Raw genomic sequence first — 17,861 nt, 5'->3', positions numbered from 1 at the left:
CGATCTGGATGGGCTGGTGCATGTGGACTCCGGTGGGTGGGCGCGCGCGGATGTTACCGCGGGTCTCTCGCCGATACTCCCTGCCATGCAACGCACGATCTTCACCACACCCGTCTTCAACACGCTGCTGCGCGCCTTCTCGATCGGATTTCTGAAACTCACCGGCTGGCGTGTGGAAGGGGCCCTGCCCGCGCACGCCGCGCGCAGCGTGCTGATCGCAGCGCCTCACACCAGCAACTGGGACCTGCCCTACACCTTGATGGTGGCTTTTGCCCTGCGGCTCAACATCCGCTGGATGGGCAAAAAAAGCATCTTCCGTGCGCCGTTTGGCGGGGTCATGCGCTGGCTTGGCGGGATTTCGGTCAACCGCGAGCAGTCCACGAATCTGGTCGCCGCCTCGGCCAAGGCGATTCGTGAGGCCGATGGCCCGCTGCAGCTCATCGTGCCGCCCGAGGGCACGCGCAGCAAGACGCGGTACTGGAAGACCGGCTTCTACTACATCGCCCGCGAAGCCCAGGTGCCGATCGTCATGGCGTACATGGACTACGAGCGCAAGATCAGCGGCCTGGGTCCGCTGTTCGAACCCACCGGCGATGTGGAGGCCGACATGGCCGCGATCAAGGCGTTCTACGCGCCCTTCAAGGGGAAGAACGCGGCGCAGTTCGAGTCGACCGACTGAATTTCAGAGGGCTTGCGCGAGGCGGCCCACGCCCTCTTCGATCTTCTCCAGACCCACAGTGGCAAAGCTCAGGCGCAGGGTGGACGGGTCGGGGTTGCGGGCGTAGAACGGCGCGCCCGGCACGAAGGCCACACCCTTGTCGATCGCGCGGCGGGCCAGTTCGGCGCCCTCGGCGACCTTGCCACCCGCGCCCGTGAGCCGCGCCCAGATGAACAGACCGCCCTGTGGCTGCACGAACTCGATGGCATCACCCAGTTCGCGACGCAGAGCGTTGCCCATGGTGGTGGCGCGCTCGGCGTACACCTGCCGCACCTTGGCCAGCGTGGCGGGCATGCGCCCGGCCTTGAGGTACTGCGCGGCCGTGGCCTGCGCAAAGGTGCTGGTGTGGGCGTCGCTGAACTGTTTGCACATGGTGGCTTTGGCCAGCAGCTCGGCGGGGCCGACCATCCAGCCCACGCGCAGGCCGGGGCTGAGCACCTTGCTCAAGCTGCCGCAATGCACCAGCCGTTCACGGCTGCCGGGCACGTCCGCGCTCAAGGCCAGCAGGCTGGGCGGTGGCGCCTCACCAAAGTACAAGTCGCCATACGGATCGTCTTCCACGATCAGCGTGTTGTGTTTGACCGCCATGGCCAGCACCGCCTTGCGCCGATCCAGGCTCATGAGCGCGCCGCTGGGGTTGCCGAACGTGGGGATGAGGTAGACGAACTTCGGCTTGTGCTCGGCGATCAGCTGTTCCAGTTTGTCGGTCTGCGTGCCCTCGCCGTCCACCGGCACCGTGATGAGTTCGGCGCCATACAGACGGAAACACTGGATGGTGGCCAGAAACGTAGGGCCTTCGACGATCACCTTGTCGCCGGGTGAAATCAGCGTCTTGCCCAGCAGGTCCAGGCCCTGCTGGCTGCCGGTGGTGACGATCAGGTCGTTGGCCGGCACACCGCTCACACCCTTGCTGGCCATGAAGCTGGCGATCTGTTCGCGCAGCGGCTGGTGGCCCTCGGTGGCGCCGTACTGCAGCGCTGCGCCGGGCTCTTCAGACAGCGCGGTGTTCACCGCCTCGCGGATGCCGTCCACATCGAACAGCGCGCTGTCGGGGAAGCCGCCCGCAAAACTGATGATGCCGGGCCTGCCCAGCAGCTTGAAGAGTTCGCGGATGGCGGAGGTTTCAACGTTGTTGAGGCGGTCGGCGAAGGGGATGGTGAAGGGCATGGCGGGGTCTCGTCGGGCAGAGCGAAATGAAACAGCCCTGCATTGTCCCCAAATCTGCCGAAGTCGCCCGGATGGCTAGACTTCGACCATGAAAACCACCCAGATCGAAGCCTTTTTCGCCACCCTCCAGGCCGCCAATCCGCACCCGCAGACCGAACTGGAATACACCAGCGTGTTCGAACTGCTGGCCGCCGTGCTGCTGTCGGCCCAGGCCACCGACGTGGGCGTGAACAAGGCCACGCGCAAGCTGTTCCCGGTGGCGAACACACCGCAGAAGATCCTGGCCCTCGGGCTGGAGGGTCTGGAGGGCTACATCAAGACCATCGGCCTGTACCGCAGCAAGGCCAGGCACCTGATGGAAGCCTGCCGCATGTTGGTGGAACAACACGGCGGCGAGGTGCCGCGCAACCGCGAAGCGCTCGAAGCCCTGCCCGGCGTGGGCCGCAAGACGGCCAACGTGGTCCTGAACGTGGCCTTTGGCCAGCCCACCATGGCGGTGGACACGCACATCTTTCGCGTGAGCAACCGCACCGGTCTGGCGCCGGGCAAGAACCCGCTGCAGGTCGAGACGCAACTGATGAAACGCGTGCCCGCGGCCTACGCGGTGGACTCGCACCACTGGCTCATCCTGCTCGGGCGCTACGTGTGCCAGGCGCGCAAGCCCTTGTGCCCCAAGTGCGCGGTGGCGGCGTACTGCGATTTCAAGGGAAAGACCCAGGCCTGAAAAAGCGCCGGTCGGCTCAGCGTTCCAGCGGCAACACCGAGCCCGTGCCAAGCACGGTACGGCCAGCGAGCAAGGCGAACCTGGTGCCCTCTGTGAGCTGGGCCAGGGCCAACTCGGGGCGCAGGAACTGAACCGCCAGCGTGCACGGCGTTTCGGGCACCGGCTCTCCCTCCGGCGGCACCGCCAGACGGGTGGTGAATCCCTCGGAACCGACCACCAAGGCACCGTCGAAATACCCCGCGCGGATCGGCCGGCTGAGCCGGGGCGTGTCGGCCGCCAGCAGCGTGAGTTCGATGCGGGCGTGGGGCTCGAAAGGCGTGCAGGCCGCGAAGCCTGGCGGTTGGTGTTGCGGCGCCCGCGCGCGCTGCATCAACCACCCGATGACGTTGCCCACGATGGGCAGCCACAGCACCATCAGCAACGAGCCCACATCGCGCGCCAGCGAAGGCTGTGGCGCGAACCAGCGCACCAGGCCGCCGATGAGCGCGAGCACCAGCATCGCCACGGCCATGATCTGGCGGCGTGTGGACATGGAGCTCTGGGTCATGGTGTGGCGGTCGGAAGGGTTCAGAGAGACAGCGAAGTCCAGCCACCCGGCTCGGGCGCGTCTTTCGGCCATTGGGCCACATCACCGATGTGCACCCCGCTGGCCACGATGTGATGCACCGCGCGGATCACACCGGCGTGCGTGACCCACACCACGTCGGTGGTTTTTGCCGGTCGCAGATCGGCGAGCGCGGCAGCCACGCGGTCGAGCAGCATCTGCGTGCTCTCGGCGCCACCGAAGCGGTGGTGCGCGAAGTCGGCCATCCACGCGTCGAAAGCGCTGCGCGGCATGGCGTCCCAGCGCTGCAGTTCCCGGTCGCCAAAGTCCATCTCGTTCAGGCGCGTGTCCATGCGCGCGGCACCCAGATCGGGCCGCACGGCCTGCAGGGCGCCCGCCATCTGCTGGGCACGCAACAGGCCCGACACCCACACTGGCGTACCCGCTGGCGGCAGCGGCGCGAAGGCCTGCGCCGCTTCGCGTGTGAGCGCGGTGTCGGCCGGCACGTCGCTGGAGCCGTAGCACAGCCCTTCGGGCAGCAACACGCGCGCGTGGCGCAGCAGCCAGAGCTTCATGACATCGAGAGGGCCAGGCCCAGGTAAAAGAGCACCTCGCTCACCTGCTGCGTGGCGCCCAGCCCATCGCCGGTGAAACCCTGCAGCCGGCGCCGCAGCAGGCGCCACATCCAGGCCAGACCGACCAACGCGCCGAGCACGGCCTGCGTCCACGGCGCCGCCGGCAGCAGCCACACCACGAGCAACATCGCCAGCGCCCACCACAGCAGGCCCGCGGCGAGACCGCCACTGCCGATGCTCTCGGCCAGCGGTTTGCTTTTCGATTGCGGCGTGTCACCCACGTGCGGCAAGGTGCGGATCACGATCAGCGGCACCGTGCGCGAGGTGACGTGCGCCGCGAACAGCGCCGCCACCGCCAGCCACGGGTCCGCCTGCGCCAGCATGGCCAGCAGCGCCACCTTGGCCAGCACCGCCAGCACCAGTGCGATCGCGCCATAGCTGCCGATGCGGGAGTCCTTCATGATGTCCAGCGCGCGCGTGCGGTCCATGCTGCCGCCCAACCCGTCGGCCAGATCGGCCAGGCCGTCCTCGTGAAACGCGCCGGTGAGCAGCACACCGAACACGGTGCTCGCGATCGCCGCCACCCAAGGCGCGGCGGGCACCGGCGGCAAGAGGAGCAACAGGCCCCAGAACAATCCCGACGTGAGCCCGCCCACGATCCAGCCCACGCCGGGGAAGTGCGCGGCGCTGGCGCGCAACATGCCCGGGCTGAAGCCCACCCAGTCGGCCAGCCGCCCCGTCACCGGGATGCGGGTGAAGAACTGCAGCGCCAGCAGGAAGTGACGGACGAACTGCGTCATGCGCGCGCAGGAGCGGCCTCGTCGCTGCGCGACACTCCCGCCGCTTCAAAGCTCGCCATCTCGCGCAGCAGCGCACACGCGCTCACCAGCAGGGGCCAGGCCAGTGCCGCGCCGGAGCCTTCGCCCAGGCGCAGGCCCAGATCGAGCAGCGGCTCGGCCTTGAGGTGGGCGAGCATGAGGGCGTGGCCGCGCTCGCCGGATCGGTGCGCGAACACGCAGCGCTGCAACACGTGCGGCTGCAGATGGCTGGCCACCAGCACGGCCGAGGTGGCGATGAAACCGTCCACCATGATCACGCGCCGCTCCTCGGCAGCCTGGAGTACCGCGCCCACCAGCGTGGCGATCTCGAAACCGCCGAACGCCGCGAGCGCATCCAGCGGCGCCTTGGCGTCGGCGTGGCGCGCCAGCACCTCGCGCAGGATGCCGATCTTGCGTTGCACGGCCGCTGCGTCCAGCCCGGTGCCCGCGCCGGTGACTTCGGCCACGTCCAAGCCGGCCAGACGCGCGAGCAGCATCGACGCGGCCGAGGTATTGCCGATGCCCATCTCGCCCAGCAGCAAGGCGTTGCCCGGGAGGCCCTGCAACACCTCGCGGCCGTTGGCGATGGCCTGCGCGCAATGCGCGGCGCTCATGGCCGGGCCTTCGAGCGCGTCGGCTGTGCCGTGGGCGATCTTCCTGATCAACAAGCCGTCGCGCGGCGCGAAGTCGTGCTTCACACCGCAGTCCACCACCGTGAGACCGATGCCGTGCTGGCGCGCGAGCACGCTCACCGCCGCGCCGCCGGCCAGGAAGTTTTCCACCATCTGCCAGGTCACATCGCTCGGAAAGGCGGAGACGCCGCGCGCCGCCAGCCCGTGGTCAGCCGCGCACACCAGCATCTGTGGCGCCTGCAGCACGGGCGCCGTCGTGCCCAGGATCAGGCCGATGCGCTGCGCCAGCGCTTCGATGCGGCCGAGCGAACCCAGCGGCTTGGTCTTGTTGTCCAGCGCGCGCTGCAGGGTCTGGGCGAGTTCGGGTTGGCTGAGGTCGAGCATGTTCGTGTTCATGGTGCGATGAGTTGATCGAGCACGCCGGGCTCGAAGTGGGTTTCGATGAAGTCGGCCAGACCGTTGAACACGGTCTCCAGCGTGGGCGCGCTGGCGCCAAAGAGTGCCTGCAGCACGCGCGGGTCTTCGAACAGACCGTGCAGATAAACGCCGAGCACGTTGCCTGCGGCGTTCTGCCAGCCCAGGCCTTCGGGCAACACCTCGCGCGCCACGTCGCCACCCGCGGCCATGGCGGGGTGTTGCGCGGTCTGGCCGTGGTGGATCTCGTAGCCGGCGGCGGCCACGCCTGAGAGCGAGGCCCAGGTGCCACGCAGGTCGGCGAAGGTGGTGTGGGTGTGGCGCACGGTCTTTTGCAAGTCGAACTGCGTCACCAGCGGCAGCAGGCCGAGGCCGGGGGCGTTCCCGTCGATGCCGTGCGTGTCGATCAGCGCCTCACCCAGCATCTGCAGGCCGCCGCACACGCCCAGCACCGCCCCACCCTGCGCAGCGTGCGCGGCGATCGCACGGTCCAGGCCCTGCGTGCGCAGCCAGGCGAGATCGGCTGCGGTGGCCTTGCTGCCGGGCAGCACGATCCAGTCGGCGCCCGCACAGTCGGCCGGCGCGCGCGCCCAGACCAGCCGCACGCCCGGTACATTCTTGAGTGGCTGAAATTCGTCCAGGTTGCTGATGCGGGGGTAGGCAATCACCGCCACGCTCTTGCTCACGGCGCCTGATGCACGTGTCCTGTCATCGAAGATGCCGTCTTCCTCCGGCAGGCCGTGTTGCCACCACATCGGCAGCGTGGCCACCGTGGGCACGCCGGTGAGGTCTTGCAGCATTTGCGGCGCGGGCGCCAGCAGGCTGGCGTCGCCGCGAAACTTGTTGAGCACGAAGCCGTGAATCAGGGTGCGCTCCTCCGGTGGCAGCAGCGCCCAGGTCCCGTAGAGGTGGGCGAAGGCGCCGCCACGGTCGATGTCGCTCACGAGCAGGCAGCGTGCCTGCGCCTGCAGCGCGACGCGCATGTTCACGATGTCGCTGGCGTGCAGGTTGATCTCGGCCGGCGAGCCCGCGCCTTCGATCACCACCACGTCGTTTTCTTCCCGCAAGGCATCGAGCGCAGCGGCGATCTGCGGCCACACGTGCAGGCTGCGGCCGCGCCACGGCATGTTCGACAAGGCCTCGTTCACCTGCCCCATCAGCACCACCTGGCTGCGCGTGTCGGCCTCGGGCTTGAGCAGCAGCGGGTTCATGCGGACTTCGGGCTCGGCTTGTGCTGCCAGCGATTGAAAGTATTGGGCCGAGCCAATTTCGCCGCCGGCCACCACCCTTGCGTTGTTGCTCATGTTTTGAGCCTTGAACGGAGCCACTTTCAAGCCTTGCCGCGCGTAGTGTCGGCACAGCGCGGTGGTGAGCCAGCTCTTGCCCGCACCGCTGGTCGTGCCCAGCACCATCACGCAGCGCGCGGTCACTGAACGACCTCCGCGCACTGCAAGGCGGCGCGCAAGGCCGCCTGCGCCTTGGGCGGCAACACACCCAGGCGCCAATGGTCCGGCAGGCCAAAGGACGTGGTGTCGCGCAGCTTGATGCCGGCCGCGCGCAACGCCACCGCATCCAGCGGGCGCGGCGGCGCGGCGCACAGGTAGTTGGCGTCGCTCGGCAACACGGTCCAGCCCAGGTGGTTGAGCAGGTCCAGCTGCCCGGTCTTCCAGTCGCGCAGCGTCTCCAGGCTCTGCGCCAGCCAGTGCTGCGCGGTGGGCGAGACCCAGGCGTCGAGCAGCGCCACGGCGTGAGCGCCCAGCGGCCACGACGGCGCCAGCTGATCCAGCGCGCGCGCCTCGGCCACAGCGCGCTCGGGCGCGATGGCGTAGGCGCCGCGCACCCCCGTCAGGCCCATGGCCTTGTTGGGCGTCCAGAGCTGCCACACCTGCTGAAGCGCCGCCGGTTCGAGGCTGCAACGGCCGCTCAGGCGCAGTGGTTCGTAGGCTCGGTCGAGCACCACCCGCGCGCCCGATGCAACGGCGTCCTGCGCCACCGCCTCGGCCTGGCCGAGCGGGCTCGATGGCTCGCACAACCAGGCGAGATGGGCACGCGCCGGGGCTGGCACGCGCTCGAACTTCCAGGCCTGTGCGGCGCGGGTGCAGTCGCCATAGGCCAGCGCCGGCAGCCAGATCCGCTGACCGCCCTCGCGCGCCACCCAGGCGGTGAAGCGGCCGATGAATTCGCTGGCACTGCCCGCCAGCACGATGCGCGCGGCGTCCACCGCATGAAAGGCCGCCAGCGATTCGCGCAGGGCCGTGTACGCGGGGTCGGGGTAGTGGCGCGCGTCGGCCCGCTGCACGGCGGTGAGCGCGCTCGGACAGGGGCCGCAGGCGTTGGCGTTGGTGGAGAAGTCCCAGCGGGGCACGCCCAGGGCGTCGGGCCCGCCGTGCGTGATCGTCATGGTGCAAACCTCCAGGCCAGCGCGGCCCACAACAGGGCGGCGGCACCGAGCAGGGCCACCACGCGGCCGGCGAGCCGCAGCGCCTGCGCAGTGTCGTCCGCCTGGGGGCTGCGACCCAGGCTGTGCAATTCGTACACGCCGGGCTTGCCCAGCCGCACGTCGAGCGCCAGCGCCATCGCCGCCATGGGCCAGCCGCTGTTGGGCGATGGCGTGCGACCGGCCTGGGCCGGCAGTGTGTGCAGGCCACGCGCCGCACCCATCACCCCCAGCAAGGCGCCGGTGATGCGGGCCGGCAGCCACGACAACACGTCGTCGGCCCGCGCGGCCCATTTGCCGGCCCAGGTCCAGTCGCGGCCGTGACGTTCGCCGCGATAGCCCCACATGGCGTCGGCCGTGTTGGCGAACCGGTACAGCGCAGCGCCCGGCAGGCCCGCGATCGCGAACCAGAACAGCGGTGCCACCACCGAATCGTTGAGGTTTTCGGCCAGCGACTCGATGGCGCTCTCGCGCACCTGCGAAGCGTCGAGCGCGTTCACGTCACGGCTCACCAGCCACGAGAGCCGCTCGCGCCCCGCCGCCAGCGATTCGCCCAGCGCCGTTTCCACCGCCCGCACCTCGTCGCGCAGCATGCGCCAGGCCAGCATCGGCTTGAGCAGCACGCCCAGGGCCAGGGCCTGCACCCACCAAGGTGTTTGACCCAAGGCCCATGCGGCCACCCAGGCGACCAGCACCACCACCCCGGCTCCCACGGTCCACGCCAGGGCGCCCGCCAGAAACAGCCGCCCGTTGGGGCGCACGCCTTGCCCGGCTGCGGGCGCGATGCGCCGGCCCATGGCGTCCAGGCCCAGCCCCATCCACACCACCGGGTGCCAGCGCACCGGCGGCTCGCCCCACCAGCGGTCGATCAGCAGGGCCAGCACCATGGCAGCGGGCAACACCGTCATGCGGTGGCCATGGCGGTGCGGGCCGCCGCCATGCGCAGCGCGCGCAACAGCGTGTCCACGTCTGCAGCGTCGTGTGCGGCCGACAGCGCGATGCGCAGCCGCGCCGTGCCCGCCGGCACCGTCGGCGGGCGGATCGCGGGCACCCACAGGCCCTGATCGCGCAACGCGGCCATCACGGACAGCGCGGTCTCGTTGTCGCCGATCACCAGCGGCTGAATGGCGGTGTCGGAAGGCATCAAGGTCCAGCCAGCCGCGTCGATGCGCCCATCCGCGCCCGGCGCGAGGCCCGTGCGCAGTTGCGCAATGCGCGCCCGCAGCTGCTGGCGCCGGTGCTCGCCGTCGGCCCCCAGCACGCAACGCAGGCTCGCCCGCACCGCCTCGGCCAGCAAGGCCGGCGCGGCGGTGGCGTAGGTGTAGCTGCGGGTTTTCTGCAGCAGCCACTCCACCAGACGATCGGGCCCGGCCACGAACGCACCCGCCACGCCCAGCGCCTTGCCCAGCGTGGCCATGTAAAGCACGCGCGGTGAAGCGCCAGCGCCCGTGAGGCCAACGGCGGCCAGCGCGCCACGGCCTTGCGGCCCGAGCACGCCGAAGCCGTGCGCGTCGTCCAGCAAGAGCAGCGCGTCGTGCCGCTCGCACAGCGCGTGCAAGGTGGCGATGTCGGCGACGTCGCCGTCCATGCTGAACACCGCGTCGCTGAGCACCAGCTTGCGGCGCGCCGGGCTGGCCGCCAGCAACGCGTCGAGCTGCCGCAGGTCGGCATGGCGGTAGCGGTGCACGACGGCTTTGGACAAGCGCGCGCCATCGATCAGGCAGGCGTGGTTCAGCGCGTCGGAGAACAGCGCATCGCCCTCGCCCACCAGCGCCGGCACGATGCTCGCGTTGGTGGCGTAACCCGCGTAGAAATACAGCGCGCGCGGCAGGCCCACGGCCCCGGCCAGTTCGCGCTCCAGCGCGGCATTGGCCACGCTGTGGCCGCTGACCATGGGCGACGCACCTGCACCCACGCCGTAGTGGTCCACCGCGGTGCGCACCGCCTCGCGCAGCTCGGGCGCCTGCGACAGGCCCAGGTAGTCGTTGCTGCAGAAGGCCAGCAGCGATTCGCCATCGACGTTGAGGCGGGCGCCCTGTTCAGGCACCACCTCGCGGCGGCGGCGGCGCAGCGACTGGGCATCCAGCGCGGCCAGTCGGTCGTCGAATTCATTCAGCCAGCTCACGGTCGTTCCTTCAGTGCCACCCAGGGGGCAGTTGCAGCGCGATCTGGCGCGCGTCGGGCGATCCGGTGTGCCAGGCCACGGTGCCCAGCAGCGGCGCGGGCAGGCGTTGGCACAAGGCGTGCACGTTTTCATCGCGGCAAGGCATGTCGGGGTCCACCGCATTCGCCACCCAGCCCGCCAGCTGCAGACCGTCGGCGCGGATGGCCTCGGCGCTCAGCAGCGCGTGGTTCAGGCACCCCAGGCGCAGGCCGACCACCAGCACCACGGGCGCACCGATGGCACGGGCCAAGTCGGCCAGGGTCTCGCGGTCGTTGACCGGCACGCGCCAGCCGCCGGCACCTTCGACCACCACCACGTCGGCCATGGCCTGCAGCTCTCGGTGCGCCGCGAGCAGGCCGGCCACGGTCACGGACCGCCCTGCCCGCTCGGCCGCGATGTGAGGCGCCAGGGGGTCGGGCAAAGCCACCGGGTTGTCGAGTGCGGCGGGCACGGTCAAGGTGGACGCCGCGCGCAGCGCGAGCACGTCTTCGCTGACCCATTGGCCAGCGTGCTCGATCAACCCGGCCGCCACCGGCTTCATGCCGACCACGCGCCGGTGGTGGCGCGCCAGCGTGTGCAGCAAGGCCGCACTCACCAGCGTCTTGCCCACCCCGGTGTCGGTGCCGGTGACGAAGCAGCCGTCAAACGCCATCGCACACCCCTTCGAGGGCGAGCGCGCCGGTGGGCGCTTCTTCGGCCAGCGCGGCCTGCAGCGCGGCCAACGCGCCCGCAGCCAGAAAGGCACCTTCGGCTTCGTCGATGACGTACGGCGGCATCGCGTACAGCGTGTGGCCGATGGGGCGCAGCAGCAGGCCCTGCTCAAGCGCATGGCGGGCGTAGCGGCGGGCAAAGTCGGGCAGGCTGCTGCTCACGTCCCAAGCGAAGATCATTCCCTGGCGCCGTGCGTGGCGCACACGGGGGTGGCTGGACAGCGGCGCAAACTGCGCGGCCAGGCGCTCGCCGGTGCCCACGTTGTGGCGAAGCGCATCCGTCTGCTCGAACAGGTCCAGCGTGGCCAGCGCCGCGCGGCAGGCCAGCGGGTTGCCGGTGTAGCTGTGCGAATGCAGGAAGCCGCGCGCGACCTGGTCGTCGTAGAAGGCGGCGTACACCGCGTCGGTGGTGAGCACCACCGACAGCGGCAGCGTGCCACCGGTCAGGCCTTTGGAGAGGCACAGGAAGTCGGGCCGGATGCCGGCTTGCTGGTGGGCAAACAGCGTGCCGGTGCGCCCGAACCCCACCGCGATCTCATCGAGCACCAGGTGCACCTGATAACGGTCGCAGAGTTCGCGTGCGCGCTGCAAGTACACGGCATCGTGCATGGCCATGCCGGCGGCGCACTGCACCAGCGGCTCGACGATCAGCGCCGCCGTGTCCTCGTGGTGTTCGGCCAGCCACTCGGCCAGCGCCGCCGCAGCGCGTTCGGCCACGTCCGCAGCCGACTCGCCCGGCCCGGCCGCGCGGGCATCGGGGCTGGGCACGGTGGCGCCCAACCGCACCAGCGGCGCGTAAGCCTCGCGAAACAGCGCGATGTCGGTCACGGCCAACGCGCCCACGGTCTCGCCGTGGTAACCGCCGGCCACGCCGACGAAGCGGTTCTTGCGCGCACGCCCGGCATTGCGCCAGTGGTGCGCGCTCATCTTGAGCGCGATTTCGGTGGCGCTGGCGCCGTCGCTGCCGTAGAAGGCATGGCCCAACCCGGTCAGGGCGGACAGGCGTTCGGACAGATCGACCACCGGCGCGTGGGTGAAGCCGGCAAGCATCACGTGGTCCAGCGTGTGGAGCTGGTCGATGAGTGCAGCGCGGATGGCGGGGTGGTTGTGGCCGAACAAGTTGACCCACCAGGAGCTGATCGCATCCAGGTAGCGGTGGCCCTCATGGTCGTGCAGCCACACGCCCTCGGCGCGCGCCACGGGAACCAGCGGCAAGGCCGCACCAGCCGGCGCGTGCAGCTTCATCTGTGTGCACGGGTGCCAGACCGCCGCGAGGCTGCGCTGGCGCCAGGCTTCGTTGACCGACATGGCGTTGGCCTCAGGCGCGGCGTGCCCGCAGACCCAGCTTGGCCAGCAGGTTCATGTCGGCCGCCACATCGGGGTTGCCGGTGGTGAGCAGCTTCTCGCCGTAAAAAATGGAGTTGGCACCGCCCAGGAAACACAGGGCCTGCACCGCTTCGCTCATCTGCTGGCGCCCGGCCGACAGGCGCACGCGGGCGCGCGGCATGGTGATGCGCGCCACCGCGATGGTGCGCACGAACTCCAGCGGGTCCAGGTCGGGCTGGTCGGCCAGCGGCGTGCCTTGCACCTTCACCAGGTTGTTGATCGGCACGGACTCGGGGTAGTCGGGCGCGAGGTTGGCGAGCTGGGCCACGAGCGCGGCGCGCTGGCGGCGCGATTCGCCCATGCCCACGATGCCGCCGCAGCAGACCTTCACGCCCGCGCCGCGCACGCGCTCCAGCGTGTCCAGGCGGTCCTGGTAGTCGCGCGTGGTGATCACCTCGCCGTAGAAGTCGGGCGCGCTGTCCAGGTTGTGGTTGTAGTAGTCCAGACCGGCGTCGCGCAGGGTTTCGGCGTGGCCTTCGTTGAGCATGCCCAGCGTGGCGCAGGCTTCCAGGCCTTCTTCTTTCACGGCGCGCACGAGCTCGGCCACGGCATCCACGTCGCGGTCTTTGGGCGCGCGCCAGGCCGCGCCCATGCAGAAGCGCGTGGCGCCCGCCTGTTTCGCACGTTGCGCGGCTTCGCGCACCGCGGCCACGCCCATGAGCTTGCCGGCTTCCAGGCCGGTGTCGAAGTGCACCGATTGCGGGCAGTAGCCGCAGTCTTCGGGGCAGCCGCCGGTCTTCACCGACAGCAGCGTCGCGAGCTCGACCTCGGTCGGGTCAAAGTGCTCGCGGTGCACGGTTTGCGCGCGGTGGATCAGCTCGGAAAACGGCAAATCAAACAGCGCGGCCACATCGTCGACCGACCAGCGTTCGGTCGTCGCGGCGGCAACAGGCGGACGTGGCACGAGGCGCACGGGTTGTTCGTTCAGGGTGGTCGTGGTCATGGTTCTCTTCTTTCGGGAACAGGGTCAATCTTCGATGCCGCGCTGGGCGGGAATGCCCGCCTTGAACGCGTGTTTCACCAGGGTCATCTCGGTCACGGTGTCGGCCAGCTCGATGATCTCGGGCGGGCAGCGACGCCCGGTGATCACCACGTGCACGTGGCGGGGTCGGTCGCGCAGCGTCTGCAAGACCTCGTCGAGCGGCAGCCAGCCGTAGATCAGCGGGTAGGTCAGCTCGTCGAGCGTGACCATGAAGTATTCACCATTCAGGATCGCGTCCCGGGCTTTCAGCCACCCGTCGCGCGCCAGCTGGGCCGAATGCTCCAGGTCCTGGCTCTTCCAGCTGAACCCATCCCCCAGCCCTTCGATCGGCAAACCGAGCTGTTCGAACACGCGGTGCTCGCCAAAACGCGCCGAAGGCACTTTCATGAACTGAAAGACTTTCACGAGCTTGCCGTGCACATGCGTGCGGCCAAACGCCCGCAGCGCCAGACCAAACGCCGCCGTGCTCTTGCCCTTGCCGTCGCCGGTGTGGACGATGACCAGGCCGCGGCGTTCACCTTCGGGCTTCTCGTAGCGCTTGTCGGTGGGGGGTGATTCGATCTGCATCAGCGGTCTCCAAAAAGTCAACGGGGCACCGCCACCCACTGGTCGCCCAGGGGATGGATGGCGATGCGGTGGTCAAAAACGTCTTCCAGCGCCTGGTGGGTCCGCGGATCTTCGCAGGCGCCCTGGTGCACCATCCGGCCTTGCGCCATCACCACCATCCGGTCGGCGTGCAGCGCCATGCCGATCTCGTGCAGCACGCTCACCACGGTCTTGCCGCGCCCGACCAGCTCGCGCACCAGCAGCAGCCAGTCGGCCTGGTGGGGCGGATCGAGGTTGGCCAGGGGTTCGTCCATCAGCAGCACATCGGCGTCCACCGCCAGCAGACGGGCCAGCAGCACGCGCTGGCGCTCGCCGCCGGAGAGCGCGCCGAGCGGCCGCTCGCGCCAGTCCCAGGCCTGGGTGGCGCGCAAGGCCTGCTCCACGGCCACGCGGTCGGCGTGCGAAGGCGTGGCGAGCCAGGGCTGGTGCGGCAAGCGACCGAGCATGGCCACGTCCCACACGCTGAGGTCGTCCGCACCCTGTTCGCCCTGACCCAGCCAGGCCAGGCAGCGCGCGCGCTCGCGACCGCGCCACTGTGCCAGCGGCCGGTCCATCAGCAGCACCTGACCGCTGTGCGGCAGCAGGCCCGCCAACGCTTTCAGCAAGGTCGACTTGCCCGCGCCGTTCGGTCCGACAACGCTGGTCCAGCGCGAGGCCATGAAAGACACGTCGATGCCGTGCAGCACCAGGGTGTCGCCCAGCGCCACCCCGACACCCTGGGTCTTGAGCGCCATGGTCACAGCCCACCCCCCGGCCGGCGCCGCCGGTGCATCAGCCACAACAAATAGCTGCCGCCGAGCACGGCGGTGAGCACGCCCACGGGCAACTCCTGGGGCGCGATGATCCAGCGCGCGAGCACGTCGGCGGCCATCAGCAACAGGCCGCCCATCAAGGCACTCAACACCAGCAGTCGGGCGTGTGTGGTCTTGACGATGGAGCGCACCAGGTGCGGCGAGGCCAGGCCCACGAATGCGATCAAGCCGGTTTGCGCGACGGCCGCACCGGTGGCCAGCGCCAGCACGGCCACCAGGACACCACGCACGGCGCCCAGCGGCAAACCCAGGCTGAGTGCCGTGGCCTCGCCCAGGGCCAGGCCGTCGAGCACGCGCCCCAGCGAGGCCGCCACCAACACGGTGACCAACAACATCGCGGCCATCACACCGCACGCCGCCCAGCCCACAAAACCGGTGCTGCCCAGCATGAAGCCCTGCATGGCCTGCAAGGTGTCGGGCGAAGCGATGGTGACCAGGTCGCGCCCGGCACCCAGCACCACCCCCACGATCACACCGGCCAGCAGCAGGCGCAGCGTGTGCTGCACGCCCTTGGCCAGCGCCAGCGTGAGCACCACGCCGAGCACCGCACCGGCGAAGGCTGCGCTGGTCAGGCCCAGGCGCACCAGCCACTGCGTGGCAAACGGCGAGGTGCCGAACAAGGCCAGCGCCAAGGCCACACCGAGTGCTGCGCCCGAGGCGCTGCCCAGCAGGTAGGGGTCGGCCAGCGGGTTGCGGAACAGGCCCTGCGCCACCGCACCGGCGAGACCCAGCAAGCCACCGGCCACCCAGGCGCCCAGCGTGCGAGGCACACGGATGTCCCACAGGATCTGCCAGGCCACCGGGTCGGTGCGCGCGTTCAACACGCTGTCAAACCCGGTGCTGCCCACGCCGGCGCCCAGCAGCAGCACCGCCGCCGCCGCCAGCAGCAAGGCGCTGGCGAGCCAGAGGCTGTGGCGCGCACCGCTCACCGCCGGCCTTTGTCACCGATGCAGCGCGCCATGATGCGGGCCGCTTCTGCCATGCGCGGACCCGGGCGCACCAGCACGTCGGATTCGGCTTCGGTGAAAACACACACCCGCTGCTCGCGCAGGGCGCGCATGCCGCGCCAACCCGGGCGCTGCGCCATGCCCTGCACATTGCGCACGCCGATCATGATGAGGTCGGGGTTGGCACGCACCACGTACTCGGGGTTGATGCGCGGGAACGGGCCGAGATCGGGCGTGAGGATGTTCTGCACACCCAGTCGCGCCATCAGTTCGCCGATGAACGACTGCGTGCCGGCCGCGTAACCACCCGTGCTGACCTCGTAATACACGCGCAGCGAACGTGCGTCGGCAGGCAACGACTGCGCCGCTGCCATCACACCCGCATCGATGGCGCGCCAGATGCGATCGGCATCCGACACCTCCAGCAACTGGCCCAGCTTGCCCATGACCCGTTTCGCATCCGCCGAGCTCTTGGGCTCCATGGCCAGCACCTTCAAGCCCAACGCCTCCAGCCTTTGCACACCGCGCGACGAGGTGGCCATCAGCACCACGTCGGGCTTGAGCGCCACGATGGCCTCGACGTTGGGGTCGATGCCGCCGCCCGTTTTGGGCAGGTCCCGCACCGGGGCCGGGTGGTTGGAATAACGATCGACACCCACCAGCCGGTGGCACTGGCCGAGTTCACACACGGTCTCGGTGAGCGAAGGCAGCAGCGACACGATGCGCTGCGGCGACTGCGGCAACGACACCACCACGCCCCGGTCATCCGTCACCTGCAGGCCGGCGGCGTGCAAGGCGGTCGCCCAACACAGCACGGCGGCAGCACCCAGCCAGCGTCGAATGGACATGGTCTTCATCCCGGCTCTTTCAATGTCAAGGGCAGACCGGCGGCCATCAGCGTGACGCGTGCGCAGACGCCCGCCACAGACTGGTTCAAGCCACCCAGCGCATCCACAAAGGCGCGCACGTCGCGCCCCATCGGAATCACGCCCAAACCGATTTCGTTGCCCACCAGCACCACCGGGCCCTGGGCCCGTTCGATCACACGACACAGCTCTCTGGTGGGCCCTTCGGCGTCCAGCGGCTCGCCATGCGCCGGCATCAGCAGGTTGGTGAGCCACAGCGTGAGGCAGTCGACCACCACCAGGGTTTGCGGTGCGCTGTGCCGCTGCAGCACCTCGGCCAGGGCCAGGGGTTCTTCCACCGTGACCATGCCGGGCACGCGCACCATGCGATCGCGCTGGTGTCGCGCGATGCGCTCGCGCATCTCGTCGTCCCAGGCCTGGCCGGTGGCGACCAGCACCGCTCGGTGCGCCACCGTGGCGTCCAGCCATTGTCTGGCGATCAGTTCGGCGCGTCGCGACTTGCCGCTCTTCTGACCGCCCAGAATGAATTCGCTGCGCGCGATGTCAACCATGCTCATGCATCCAGTCGGACACGATGCGGTGCATCTGCGCCACGCCATCGGTGAGTGCGGCCGGCCCGGGCTGCAGGATGTCGGCCGACTTGATCTCGAACAGCTGTCCGGTCTTCACCGCCGCCACGTCCTGCCACCCCGCGCGCGCAGCCACTTTCTCGGGCCGGAACTTCTTGCCGCACCACGAGCCGATGACGATGTCGGGATTGCGGCGCACGATCTCGGCACCGTCGGCAATGATGCGGTGCTTGCCCAGCGGCTGCGTGGCGAGTTCGGGAAACACATCGTCGCCGCCCGCGATGCCCAGCAGCTCCGAGACCCAGCGGATGCCGCTGATGTGCGGCTCGTCCCACTCTTCAAAGAACACGCGCGGTCGGCGTTTGCCTTGCGCCTGCAGCGCCTCCACCGCTTCGCGAATGCCGTCGAGCTGTGCGCGGTTGGCCTCGATCCAGGCCAGCCCCGCCTCGGCACAGCCGACCATGGCCGCCACCTGGAACAGCATGGAATGGATCTCGTCCACGCTGCGCTGGTTGAACACCGTGACCTGCACACCCGCACGGATCAGCAGCGCCGCAATGTCGGCCTGCAAATCTGAAAAACCGAACACGCAGTCCGGCTCCAGCGCCAGGATCTTGTCGATCTTGGCGCTGAGGAAGGCGCTGACCTTGGGTTTCTCTTCGCGCGCCCGGCGCGGGCGCACCGTGTAGCCCGAAATGCCGACGATGCGGCGCTCCTGCCCGAGCAGGTAGAGCCACTCGGTGGTTTCTTCGGTGAGGCAGACGATGCGCTGCGGGCCGAGGTGGGTGGT

General features: G+C 69.6%; 20 protein-coding genes. 2 read left to right on the top strand and 18 right to left on the bottom strand.

Annotated features, from left to right (window positions below):
* Nucleotides 1-85: 85 nt before the first annotated feature.
* Nucleotides 86-679: a lysophospholipid acyltransferase family protein gene (locus tag Q1W68_RS13540; protein WP_300650254.1), complete on the top strand. Its 594-nt coding sequence runs from the start codon at nt 86-88 to the stop codon at nt 677-679.
* A gap of 3 nt (nt 680-682) precedes the next feature.
* Here the strand turns inward: Q1W68_RS13540 and Q1W68_RS13535 are convergent, their stop codons facing one another.
* Complete coding sequence (locus Q1W68_RS13535; RefSeq protein WP_300716938.1) at nt 683-1,885, bottom strand: PLP-dependent aminotransferase family protein; 1,203 nt, start codon at nt 1,883-1,885, stop codon at nt 683-685.
* Nucleotides 1,886-1,973: 88 nt separating this feature from the next.
* On the opposite strand from Q1W68_RS13535, the gene nth reads away from it, so the two are divergent.
* Nucleotides 1,974-2,609 carry an endonuclease III gene (nth, locus tag Q1W68_RS13530; protein ID WP_300650250.1) on the top strand — a complete coding sequence of 212 codons (636 nt, stop codon included), beginning with the start codon at nt 1,974-1,976 and terminating at the stop codon, nt 2,607-2,609.
* Nucleotides 2,610-2,625: 16 nt separating this feature from the next.
* Here nth and Q1W68_RS13525 read toward each other — a convergent pair whose 3' ends face one another.
* The 17 genes from Q1W68_RS13525 to Q1W68_RS13445 form a co-directional block, all read right to left on the bottom strand.
* Nucleotides 2,626-3,156 carry a hypothetical protein gene (locus Q1W68_RS13525; protein WP_300650248.1) on the bottom strand — a complete coding sequence of 177 codons (531 nt, stop codon included), beginning with the start codon at nt 3,154-3,156 and terminating at the stop codon, nt 2,626-2,628.
* Between the two features lie 20 nt (nt 3,157-3,176).
* The gene (locus Q1W68_RS13520) at nt 3,177-3,728 is read right to left on the bottom strand and encodes a histidine phosphatase family protein (protein ID WP_300650245.1); all 552 of its coding nucleotides are present in this window, start codon (nt 3,726-3,728) and stop codon (nt 3,177-3,179) included.
* A complete protein-coding gene (locus tag Q1W68_RS13515) occupies nt 3,725-4,528 on the bottom strand; it encodes an adenosylcobinamide-GDP ribazoletransferase (protein WP_300650242.1) in 804 nt (267 codons plus the stop codon). The genes Q1W68_RS13520 and Q1W68_RS13515 overlap by 4 nt, the downstream gene beginning before the upstream one ends.
* The gene (cobT, locus tag Q1W68_RS13510; RefSeq protein WP_300650239.1) at nt 4,525-5,574 is read right to left on the bottom strand and encodes a nicotinate-nucleotide--dimethylbenzimidazole phosphoribosyltransferase; all 1,050 of its coding nucleotides are present in this window, start codon (nt 5,572-5,574) and stop codon (nt 4,525-4,527) included. The genes Q1W68_RS13515 and cobT overlap by 4 nt, the downstream gene beginning before the upstream one ends.
* Nucleotides 5,571-7,022 (bottom strand): cobyric acid synthase, encoded by a 1,452-nt coding sequence (locus Q1W68_RS13505; protein ID WP_300650236.1) that lies wholly within the window; start codon nt 7,020-7,022, stop codon nt 5,571-5,573. Before Q1W68_RS13505 ends, cobT begins: the two co-directional genes overlap by 4 nt.
* Nucleotides 7,019-7,993, bottom strand: a complete 975-nt coding sequence (locus Q1W68_RS13500) for an aminotransferase class I/II-fold pyridoxal phosphate-dependent enzyme (RefSeq protein ID WP_300650234.1) — start codon at nt 7,991-7,993, stop codon at nt 7,019-7,021. The genes Q1W68_RS13505 and Q1W68_RS13500 overlap by 4 nt, the downstream gene beginning before the upstream one ends.
* Complete coding sequence (gene cbiB / locus Q1W68_RS13495; RefSeq protein ID WP_300650232.1) at nt 7,990-8,937, bottom strand: adenosylcobinamide-phosphate synthase CbiB; 948 nt, start codon at nt 8,935-8,937, stop codon at nt 7,990-7,992. The genes Q1W68_RS13500 and cbiB overlap by 4 nt, the downstream gene beginning before the upstream one ends.
* On the bottom strand, nt 8,934-10,154 hold the full coding sequence (locus tag Q1W68_RS13490; protein WP_300650229.1) for an 8-amino-7-oxononanoate synthase: 1,221 nt from the start codon (nt 10,152-10,154) through the stop codon (nt 8,934-8,936). The genes cbiB and Q1W68_RS13490 overlap by 4 nt, the downstream gene beginning before the upstream one ends.
* A gap of 10 nt (nt 10,155-10,164) precedes the next feature.
* The gene (gene bioD, locus Q1W68_RS13485) at nt 10,165-10,845 is read right to left on the bottom strand and encodes a dethiobiotin synthase (protein ID WP_300650226.1); all 681 of its coding nucleotides are present in this window, start codon (nt 10,843-10,845) and stop codon (nt 10,165-10,167) included.
* Entirely contained in the window at nt 10,835-12,211 is a 1,377-nt protein-coding gene (gene bioA / locus Q1W68_RS13480) for an adenosylmethionine--8-amino-7-oxononanoate transaminase (RefSeq protein ID WP_300650224.1), read from the bottom strand. The genes bioD and bioA overlap by 11 nt, the downstream gene beginning before the upstream one ends.
* A gap of 10 nt (nt 12,212-12,221) precedes the next feature.
* A complete protein-coding gene (gene bioB / locus Q1W68_RS13475; protein ID WP_300650222.1) occupies nt 12,222-13,232 on the bottom strand; it encodes a biotin synthase BioB in 1,011 nt (336 codons plus the stop codon).
* 24 nt (nt 13,233-13,256) lie between these two features.
* On the bottom strand, nt 13,257-13,838 hold the full coding sequence (cobO, locus tag Q1W68_RS13470; RefSeq protein ID WP_300650220.1) for a cob(I)yrinic acid a,c-diamide adenosyltransferase: 582 nt from the start codon (nt 13,836-13,838) through the stop codon (nt 13,257-13,259).
* Between the two features lie 17 nt (nt 13,839-13,855).
* Nucleotides 13,856-14,611 (bottom strand): ABC transporter ATP-binding protein, encoded by a 756-nt coding sequence (locus tag Q1W68_RS13465; protein ID WP_300650218.1) that lies wholly within the window; start codon nt 14,609-14,611, stop codon nt 13,856-13,858.
* 2 nt (nt 14,612-14,613) lie between these two features.
* Nucleotides 14,614-15,618, bottom strand: coding sequence for an iron ABC transporter permease (locus tag Q1W68_RS13460; protein ID WP_300650216.1), 1,005 nt, complete (start codon nt 15,616-15,618; stop codon nt 14,614-14,616).
* Complete coding sequence (locus Q1W68_RS13455) at nt 15,615-16,484, bottom strand: helical backbone metal receptor (protein ID WP_300650288.1); 870 nt, start codon at nt 16,482-16,484, stop codon at nt 15,615-15,617. The genes Q1W68_RS13460 and Q1W68_RS13455 overlap by 4 nt, the downstream gene beginning before the upstream one ends.
* Before the next feature lie 5 nt (nt 16,485-16,489).
* A complete protein-coding gene (locus tag Q1W68_RS13450; RefSeq protein WP_300650286.1) occupies nt 16,490-17,053 on the bottom strand; it encodes a bifunctional adenosylcobinamide kinase/adenosylcobinamide-phosphate guanylyltransferase in 564 nt (187 codons plus the stop codon).
* The coding region (locus tag Q1W68_RS13445) for an ABC transporter substrate-binding protein (RefSeq protein WP_300716937.1) at nt 17,046-17,861 on the bottom strand (816 nt) is incomplete at its 5' end. The genes Q1W68_RS13450 and Q1W68_RS13445, both read right to left, overlap by 8 nt.

Source organism: Hydrogenophaga sp. (assembly GCF_030158645.1).
In the GTDB taxonomy this organism is placed as follows: Bacteria; Pseudomonadota; Gammaproteobacteria; order Burkholderiales; family Burkholderiaceae_C; genus Hydrogenophaga.
This window is presented reverse-complemented; position numbering and strand designations above follow the sequence as displayed.

Bases quoted from the DNA above. Each gene is read 5' to 3' on its own strand.
- nth (WP_300650250.1), top strand. From the start codon at position 1,974: ATGAAAACCACCCAGATCGAAGCCTTTTTCGCCACCCTCCAGGCCGCC.
- Q1W68_RS13540 (WP_300650254.1), top strand. From the start codon at position 86: ATGCAACGCACGATCTTCACCACACCCGTCTTCAACACGCTGCTGCGC.
- cobT (WP_300650239.1), bottom strand. From the start codon at position 5,574: ATGAACACGAACATGCTCGACCTCAGCCAACCCGAACTCGCCCAGACC.
- bioD (WP_300650226.1), bottom strand. From the start codon at position 10,845: ATGGCGTTTGACGGCTGCTTCGTCACCGGCACCGACACCGGGGTGGGC.
- cbiB (WP_300650232.1), bottom strand. From the start codon at position 8,937: ATGACGGTGTTGCCCGCTGCCATGGTGCTGGCCCTGCTGATCGACCGC.
- bioA (WP_300650224.1), bottom strand. From the start codon at position 12,211: ATGTCGGTCAACGAAGCCTGGCGCCAGCGCAGCCTCGCGGCGGTCTGG.
- Q1W68_RS13520 (WP_300650245.1), bottom strand. From the start codon at position 3,728: ATGAAGCTCTGGCTGCTGCGCCACGCGCGCGTGTTGCTGCCCGAAGGG.
- Q1W68_RS13455 (WP_300650288.1), bottom strand. From the start codon at position 16,484: ATGTCCATTCGACGCTGGCTGGGTGCTGCCGCCGTGCTGTGTTGGGCG.
- bioB (WP_300650222.1), bottom strand. From the start codon at position 13,232: ATGACCACGACCACCCTGAACGAACAACCCGTGCGCCTCGTGCCACGT.
- Q1W68_RS13525 (WP_300650248.1), bottom strand. From the start codon at position 3,156: ATGACCCAGAGCTCCATGTCCACACGCCGCCAGATCATGGCCGTGGCG.
- cobO (WP_300650220.1), bottom strand. From the start codon at position 13,838: ATGCAGATCGAATCACCCCCCACCGACAAGCGCTACGAGAAGCCCGAA.
- Q1W68_RS13465 (WP_300650218.1), bottom strand. From the start codon at position 14,611: ATGGCGCTCAAGACCCAGGGTGTCGGGGTGGCGCTGGGCGACACCCTG.
- Q1W68_RS13535 (WP_300716938.1), bottom strand. From the start codon at position 1,885: ATGCCCTTCACCATCCCCTTCGCCGACCGCCTCAACAACGTTGAAACC.
- Q1W68_RS13515 (WP_300650242.1), bottom strand. From the start codon at position 4,528: ATGACGCAGTTCGTCCGTCACTTCCTGCTGGCGCTGCAGTTCTTCACC.
- Q1W68_RS13450 (WP_300650286.1), bottom strand. From the start codon at position 17,053: ATGGTTGACATCGCGCGCAGCGAATTCATTCTGGGCGGTCAGAAGAGC.
- Q1W68_RS13500 (WP_300650234.1), bottom strand. From the start codon at position 7,993: ATGACGATCACGCACGGCGGGCCCGACGCCCTGGGCGTGCCCCGCTGG.